The 6,398-nt window shown below is 53.2% G+C and carries 10 protein-coding genes; 4 read left to right on the top strand and 6 right to left on the bottom strand.

Annotated elements, in window-relative coordinates; translation table 11 throughout:
• Together ACR0MI_RS22870 and ACR0MI_RS22865 are read right to left on the bottom strand one after the other, a co-directional pair.
• Positions 1 to 430 (bottom strand): hypothetical protein (locus ACR0MI_RS22870; RefSeq protein ID WP_480855671.1); only part of this gene is annotated, 430 nt, incomplete at its 3' end.
• Positions 431 to 639: 209 nt separating this feature from the next.
• The gene (locus tag ACR0MI_RS22865) at positions 640 to 1,260 is read right to left on the bottom strand and encodes a cysteine hydrolase family protein (protein WP_170816188.1); all 621 of its coding nucleotides are present in this window, start codon (positions 1,258 to 1,260) and stop codon (positions 640 to 642) included.
• A gap of 285 nt (positions 1,261 to 1,545) precedes the next feature.
• On the opposite strand from ACR0MI_RS22865, the gene ACR0MI_RS22860 reads away from it, so the two are divergent.
• Both ACR0MI_RS22860 and ACR0MI_RS22855 read left to right on the top strand, forming a co-directional pair.
• Entirely contained in the window at positions 1,546 to 2,031 is a 486-nt protein-coding gene (locus ACR0MI_RS22860) for a GNAT family N-acetyltransferase (protein ID WP_170619826.1), read from the top strand.
• Positions 2,032 to 2,349: 318 nt separating this feature from the next.
• Positions 2,350 to 2,820 carry a hypothetical protein gene (locus tag ACR0MI_RS22855; protein WP_170619827.1) on the top strand — a complete coding sequence of 157 codons (471 nt, stop codon included), beginning with the start codon at positions 2,350 to 2,352 and terminating at the stop codon, positions 2,818 to 2,820.
• Here ACR0MI_RS22855 and ACR0MI_RS22850 read toward each other — a convergent pair.
• Complete coding sequence (locus ACR0MI_RS22850; protein ID WP_170619828.1) at positions 2,750 to 3,013, bottom strand: helix-turn-helix domain-containing protein; 264 nt, start codon at positions 3,011 to 3,013, stop codon at positions 2,750 to 2,752. The two genes, ACR0MI_RS22855 and ACR0MI_RS22850, sit on opposite strands and share 71 nt — an antisense overlap.
• Positions 3,014 to 3,271: 258 nt before the next feature.
• Between ACR0MI_RS22850 and ACR0MI_RS22845 the strand changes: the two genes are divergently transcribed.
• Both ACR0MI_RS22845 and ACR0MI_RS22840 read left to right on the top strand, forming a co-directional pair.
• Positions 3,272 to 3,520: an EF-hand domain-containing protein gene (locus ACR0MI_RS22845; protein WP_170332111.1), complete on the top strand. Its 249-nt coding sequence runs from the start codon at positions 3,272 to 3,274 to the stop codon at positions 3,518 to 3,520.
• Positions 3,521 to 3,538: 18 nt separating this feature from the next.
• Positions 3,539 to 3,904: a hypothetical protein gene (locus ACR0MI_RS22840; RefSeq protein WP_170619829.1), complete on the top strand. Its 366-nt coding sequence runs from the start codon at positions 3,539 to 3,541 to the stop codon at positions 3,902 to 3,904.
• A 47-nt stretch (positions 3,905 to 3,951) separates the two neighbouring features.
• On the opposite strand, the gene ACR0MI_RS22835 is transcribed toward ACR0MI_RS22840, so the two are convergent.
• Genes ACR0MI_RS22835 through ACR0MI_RS22825 form a run of 3 tightly spaced genes read right to left on the bottom strand, consistent with a single transcriptional unit; the run spans position 3,952 to position 6,394 of the window.
• Positions 3,952 to 4,986 carry a M14 family metallopeptidase gene (locus tag ACR0MI_RS22835; RefSeq protein WP_170619830.1) on the bottom strand — a complete coding sequence of 345 codons (1,035 nt, stop codon included), beginning with the start codon at positions 4,984 to 4,986 and terminating at the stop codon, positions 3,952 to 3,954.
• A 5-nt stretch (positions 4,987 to 4,991) separates the two neighbouring features.
• Positions 4,992 to 5,897, bottom strand: a complete 906-nt coding sequence (rimK, locus tag ACR0MI_RS22830; RefSeq protein WP_170416203.1) for a 30S ribosomal protein S6--L-glutamate ligase — start codon at positions 5,895 to 5,897, stop codon at positions 4,992 to 4,994.
• On the bottom strand, positions 5,894 to 6,394 hold the full coding sequence (locus ACR0MI_RS22825; RefSeq protein ID WP_170619831.1) for a putative ATP-dependent zinc protease: 501 nt from the start codon (positions 6,392 to 6,394) through the stop codon (positions 5,894 to 5,896). Before ACR0MI_RS22825 ends, rimK begins: the two co-directional genes overlap by 4 nt.
• Between the last annotated feature and the right edge of the window lie 4 nt (positions 6,395 to 6,398).

Raw genomic sequence — 6,398 nt, 5'->3', positions numbered from 1 at the left:
ATTTCCAGTTGGGATAAATCGATTGAACAATTTCAAATCCCGGGGCCACCCATTCCACGCAACCTGCCAACTGCTCATTGTTCATTTCAGCTGTTGGTGCATGTTTAAGGCCCAGTACGATTTCTGGCTCGATTCTCGGTTCTGAATAACTTGCCAAGTTTACCGGCTGATCAGTCGAAAACAGCCCATCTGCGTGGACCTCTCCCCAAATGGGTTGATCCACACCGTAAACAGGCCAAATCGTGCGGTTCGTGAAGCCGACTTTTCGGCCGACTCTTTCTTTGCCCAGAATCTCGCGGACACGACTAGCAATCGAATATGCGTCATCCAGCGATAGCTGTTCTGCCTCTGAAGACAGTTTAGGTATCTGCCGGGCAGAGGTCAGGGCATCAGCAATTATCTGAGCGTTAGATTCAATATCTCTTGTCATATTCGCATTATACGCGCCGACGGCTGGATTGCGATGCAAGCGAGGTTTTGAAGGGCCATCGTCGCACACTCAAAGGCTTGCACTGAAAGTGTCGGTATCTTCTGCTTCAAGTGGGCAAGTCCAAGGCGATCAAGCAACAAAAATCTCCACCCGTTTGTGCACCCTAAATAATTGTGCGCCCCAACTGCTACTAACAGTTCGATTGCAATTTAGAGCGAGGTGATCGCGTTGATCACTGCTTCTCGGCTCTGAACAGCGCCGGTTTGTAGATACTCCATAGCTTTGAGAGCAGCTTCATGGGCTTGGACAGATGACCCTCCAACGCAGTCCTCTACAACGCGGCAGAAGTAGTCTGATTGGTGGCCATCGACGAATGTGTAGTGCACACAAACATCCGTCAAACCGCCGCACAATAAAAGTGTGTCTACTTTTAAACCGCGCAGCAGGATTTCGAAATCGGTTCCAAAAAATGCAGAATACCGTCGCTTCAGTACGATGTAGTCACCTTTGCGATATCCCATCTCATCTTTTGCAACTTCCGTCCGTGGATCACCTTCGAGACAGTGTATGTCTTCGTCACCATCCAGTTCCCTGCCGAAGTCGATCTGATCGGGACGATGGACTTCCTGAACGAAGATGACGGGCACATTGTTGTCATGCGCAGCGTCAACCAAATCGCGCGCAGCAATCATGCGCTCTTTGTAGCCCGGCATGTTGTCGATGGAGCGTACTTCGCTGTCATCAATAAACGTGCTCTTTTGAATGTCGATTACGATTAGGGCAGGTCTACCCTCGATCAGTTTCCTGGCTTGTTTGGTTTTAGTTGCCATGTTCGACCTCTAATTTGCCAGGTCGTCCTGAAAAAAACGCCCTTGCTTGGCCGGGTCGTCCCAGCGGGCAGCTCAAACTTGACTAAATGTGCAAGTGATTACGGTCAAGGGTGTGCTGCGTTGTTGTGGAATGAAAAGCATGTGTGCGCCTGGGGCAACATTGCCCGCAAAGCTGCCGCTAGATGTGAGCGCAGAGAGAGTCTGCGCCGCGCGCAGATTGAGCAATGGTGCGAGCAAGACCGACGGCGGCTATACAACTTGACCCATCGTTCATAGTGTAAATGCATGAACAGATTTCGAAATGCCCAAACCTATGATGCAATTCGATGCTTTGAGATCGAGACTGATGCCTATGAAGGCGACGAAGCGGCTACCCTCGAAAAGATAGCAAAGAGAATCGAGGTCTATCCCGATGGTTTCCTCATTCTTGAAATCGAAGGCGAGATTGTTGGCTTTGTGAATTGCGGATGTGCGTACAACGTTGAAATGTCTGACGAGGAATTCAAAGAACTTGTAGGGCATGACCCCGGCGCGCCAAATGTCGTTATTATGTCTGTCGTCGTGGATCCGGCGCATCAAGGAAAAGGCCTATCGCGGGCATTGATGACTGAATTCGTCGGCCGCATGAGAAAAATGGGCAAATCCGCGATCTACCTTATGTGCAAAGAGCATCACGTCCCGCTTTATCAGAGATTTGGGTACAACTATCTTCGTCCATCAACCTCTGATCATGGAGGAATGACTTGGCACGAAATGTCTATGGAAATATGAACCGTTGGTTGAGCCACGGTGAGTGGACATTCAAGGCCGACCAAGCCGCGCTACATTGAAAGGGATTTGCCGCGACCTCGCGATTGAGTTGTGTTGTTCGGTTTGGGTTGAATTATACCAGTCAGAATGCACTTTTGATTGAGTTTTGATGCGTTAAAGTTGATCGTATTACGCTACGACAATCGAATTTTGAACGTGTATAGTGAACCGTGCAAACTTATGGGCAAATCGTGCAAACTTATGCGCAAATGCTGCGCAAAATTATGGGCGAAGCCCCCCAGATTTTCTGAATAAAATCAGTGTTAGGAATGCAGCGTTATGCGCGCACCTACATTAGGTCTAGATAACATCATTGCGCATCTTCGACCCGTGGGCGCAGAAGTGGCACGCGAATGCCGGACTTCCTCTCAAAAACGAAACCGTTTGAAAACCTTCGAATTGGCTGCGGACAAGATCTACGAGAAGCTGGAGGTCCTCAAGCAAGGCGCAGTGTCGCAACGATACGCCAAGTCGATCAAAGAAGAGATTGGCGCGCTTCTGTCGGAGATGCGTAAGGCTACTGAATTCGATCTCTTCGACGACGAGGATCGCGGCGTGCTGCGTAGCCAGCTTCGGAAAATCGAAAATGCTGTCGATGCCCACACTACCAAAATTGAGGGCGATATCTTCGATAACCTGCCGAAAAACAAACGATCAACTTATAAGGAAGTCTTCGATCTCATCTATGATTGCTCCGCAAATCAAGTCGCGGCGAAAAGCCTGATCGACCGGATGCTGGACCGGCTTTGAGAAAGTGCTGTCCCGCATTCGTCAGTGCTGCGCCAGATTTACTGCGGTCGAAAAGCACTTGCCCAAGTTGATGCTCTAAAGTCCGAATTCTCATGCTCACCGTAGATTGGGTGACATGGACCTTTTTCGCAGCATCAAAGAAGGTGCCCGTTTCAACAACGGCCAGAAAGGTTCGAGCTTGTTCGATATCCAAGGATTATCTATTCTATTTTTCGATATCATCCGAGAATAAAATTCGTTTTTCAACACAAATATTTCGTGCGATATACCGAGTGTAGCGCGAAAGTGCCCCCACCAGATCGGAACGCTAATCAACATTTCTCATTTTGTAGTGGAGATCCCGAGCTGAGGAACCGTTGCAATCTGACCCCTGTGAATTTGCCACCAACACCGGAGCGCTGCACCAATCCCACAATGGGCAAGAAGCCCATTTTCTCATGGAGAAAACAAAATGAGTCGAGTTTCTATTGTTGCTCTTCTCTCTTCGCTGTTTGCTGTTCCGGCATTCGCCATGCCCGCTGACCTGGACATGGACGGTGATGGCCTGGCGTCGCTGGCAGAGCTTCAGACCAAGTATCCTGAAGTCTCGGATGATCTCTTCCTGGAGATCGACGCGAATGCAGATGGTTTCATCAATGACGACGAATTGGTTGCCGCCGTTGACGCAGAACTTCTCCCTGGTCCCACAGGTGATCAGTAAGCAAAGGTTGTCACGGCTATGAGGAAGCCAATCCCGCCCCACAAATGGCTGCTTGCCGCGATGGGTATTTGGTTGGTTTTGTCCCCCTTTGTCCTGTTTCGTGAGGAAACACTGTTGCAGGGCATGGCTGAACTTGAAGCAATCGCCTTCATGGCAACTGGCATTGTTGTTCTGGTCATGTCCGGCGCCGACGGTCGGAGCCACCTTCTCGCACGGGTGGCTCCGGTATCGGCACTGGGGTTCCTGTTGATCGTGGCGCCGGCGGCGTTGAACTTCACGGGCCATGTTGTGGCGACGGCTAATGCATGGATAGCGGGATCAGCGCTGATCGGGCTTGCCGCTTGGGAGATGCTGGAGAGCCGCGGTTTGCGTGCAATCCAGTAAATTGGTGCGGGGCGGGCAACTGCCCCGCGCTCTCACATTCAGGCCACCTAAATGATCTCGTCCTCATCGAACATTGGATCACCGTCGAGCTGATTGGCGATCATGTCGACCCGCATTTCGACATCTGCGCTCGTCGTTTTGGCGATATGAAACAAGGCATCGCCCTCGTGCACAAATGGCAAATTGGTGCGGCCTACAATGATACCGTCCGCTTCTCCAAGAACGTCCATTCTGATTTCACCAAACGGGTCCGAGATCCGGCCAAGCAAGTCGCCAACCTCCACATATTCGCCCGCTGCCTTGAATGTTCTTAGCAATCCACCGGCCGGAGCGCGTACCCAGGAACTCGTTCTTGCGTGAACAGGCGCTTCACGCACAGCGGCGATCCCGCGCTTGGCAACCATGCCCATGGCGTTCATTACCCGAAGAATACCTGCGAGCCCCGCCCGCGCCGAAAGCTCGTCAAATCGAAGCCCTTCGCCACCTTCGAACAGCAGCACGTCGACGCCGCGCTCTTGGGCCGCCTTTCGCAGGGACCCGTCGCGCAACTTGGAAATCATGACGACCGGCGCGCCGAACGCATCGGCGTATCTGATCGTCGCATCCGAGGCCGGAGACACTCGAATCTGAGGCAGGTTGGTGCGGTGAATAGCGGCAGAATGAAGATCGATACCGAGATCGGAACGCTCAACAATTTCAGTCATGAATATATGTGCGAGGCGGCCCGCCAATGATCCGCCCTCGCTGCCAGGAAAAGAACGGTTCAGGTCACGCCTGTCTGGAAGGTATCTCGATTGGGTCATGAAGCCGAACGCGTTCACGATTGGCACAACCAGCAACGTGCCCGCGATCTTGTCGAGTTGAGGTGCCCGTAGCAATCGCCGCGCGATTTCGACGCCAATCACCTCATCGCCATGAATTGCCGCGCTGACAAACAGGACTGGCCCTGGGCGGCGGCCGTGAACCACATGCACTGACATGCTGACCGGCGTATGATCGGACATCACGCTCACCGGCAGGTCCAGCGTAGCCCGCGTACCTGCTGGGACGGTGAAACCGCCGATTTCAAATGGTTCGCGCATAGCCGTTATCCGCGCCCTCTGGTCTTGGTATTTCCCTTGGCGGCGTTCTTTTCCAGAAACTCGATGATCTTGCCTGCAACATCAATACCAGTTGCCTTTTCCACCCCTTCAAGTCCGGGTGAGGAGTTCACCTCCATGACAACTGCCCCATGATTGGCGCGCAGCATATCTACGCCGCAGACGTTCAGCCCCATCGTCTTGGCTGCGCGCACGGCGGTAGAGCGTTCCTCGGGTGAGATCTTGATAGGTTGGGCACTTCCACCCCGATGCAGGTTGGATCGAAACTCGCCTTCGGCTCCTTTTCGCTGCATGGCTGCAATCACGCGCCCACCCACCACGAGCGCACGAATATCCGCACCGCCCGCTTCCTTGATGAATTCCTGCACCATGATGTTAACTTTCGCGCCGCGAAAGGCCTCGACCACAGATTTTGCCGACCGGTTGGAGTCGGCAAGAACCACCCCGATGCCCTGTGTTCCCTCCAGCAGCTTGACCACCAGTGGAGCGTCGCCCGCGAGTTTGAGAACTTCGCCGGTTTGCTTCGGATCGTGCGCGAAGGTGGTAACCGGCAGGCCAATGCCGTCCCGCGCCATGAGTTGCATGGAGCGCAGCTTGTCGCGCGATCTGCCAATCGCCACTGACTCGTTGAGTGGAAAGACCCCCATGATCTCGAACTGCCGCAGCACGGCCAACCCATAGAATGTGACCGATGCTCCGATCCGGGGGATCACCGCGTCATAGCGCCCAAGCTTCTTGCCGTCATAGTAGACCTCGGGGCGGCGTGAAGCGATGTTCATATAGCAGCGCAGCGTGTTCACTATATCAAGCTCATGTCCGCGCTGCTCTGCGGCTTCTTTCAGACGACGGTGGGAGTAAAGCTCTGGATTCCGAGCCAGCATGACAAATTTCATTGGCGTTGTCCCTCCGGGTCCTTGCGTCTGGCTTTCTTTTTGATCCCTGTTGGAGCTTTTCCGGAACCCAGCAGATAGGAGTGACCCGGATCGACTAGAATCCCCCGCCTGCGAATGGCGGTGCGGCCAAGGATCAGATCAAATTCCATCTTTGCACGGTTGGCCAGAGAGACGTCGATCTGCCAACGATGCCGTCCAAGCAAAAGCTGCGTTCTCACGATCAGTCGACGTTCGGGGACGCCACCTGTGTTCTTGATCTCACGTTCGTCGACAACCCTGGTTCGAACCCGGTTTGGTGAACGGTGGTTTTGGACTGGTATCATGAACTCGACCCATCGCTCGCCGTCAATTTCAAACACTGTCTGGTCCACAGCATGGAGTGCTGCGGTTCTTGCACCGGTGTCTATCTTGGCCGGGATATTCTCTATTCCGAAGTCGGGCAGGCTGATGCGTTCACGCCAACCTATGATTTCTGGGTGTGAGGCACGCTTCACCATAGCA

The organism is Ruegeria sp. D4 (assembly GCF_056534475.1).
This window is presented reverse-complemented; position numbering and strand designations above follow the sequence as displayed.

Bases quoted from the DNA above. Each gene is read 5' to 3' on its own strand.
- ACR0MI_RS22865 (WP_170816188.1), bottom strand. From the start codon at position 1,260: ATGGCAACTAAAACCAAACAAGCCAGGAAACTGATCGAGGGTAGACCT.
- ACR0MI_RS22860 (WP_170619826.1), top strand. From the start codon at position 1,546: ATGAACAGATTTCGAAATGCCCAAACCTATGATGCAATTCGATGCTTT.
- ACR0MI_RS22855 (WP_170619827.1), top strand. From the start codon at position 2,350: ATGCGCGCACCTACATTAGGTCTAGATAACATCATTGCGCATCTTCGA.
- ACR0MI_RS22845 (WP_170332111.1), top strand. From the start codon at position 3,272: ATGAGTCGAGTTTCTATTGTTGCTCTTCTCTCTTCGCTGTTTGCTGTT.
- ACR0MI_RS22840 (WP_170619829.1), top strand. From the start codon at position 3,539: ATGAGGAAGCCAATCCCGCCCCACAAATGGCTGCTTGCCGCGATGGGT.
- ACR0MI_RS22835 (WP_170619830.1), bottom strand. From the start codon at position 4,986: ATGCGCGAACCATTTGAAATCGGCGGTTTCACCGTCCCAGCAGGTACG.
- rimK (WP_170416203.1), bottom strand. From the start codon at position 5,897: ATGAAATTTGTCATGCTGGCTCGGAATCCAGAGCTTTACTCCCACCGT.
- ACR0MI_RS22825 (WP_170619831.1), bottom strand. From the start codon at position 6,394: ATGGTGAAGCGTGCCTCACACCCAGAAATCATAGGTTGGCGTGAACGC.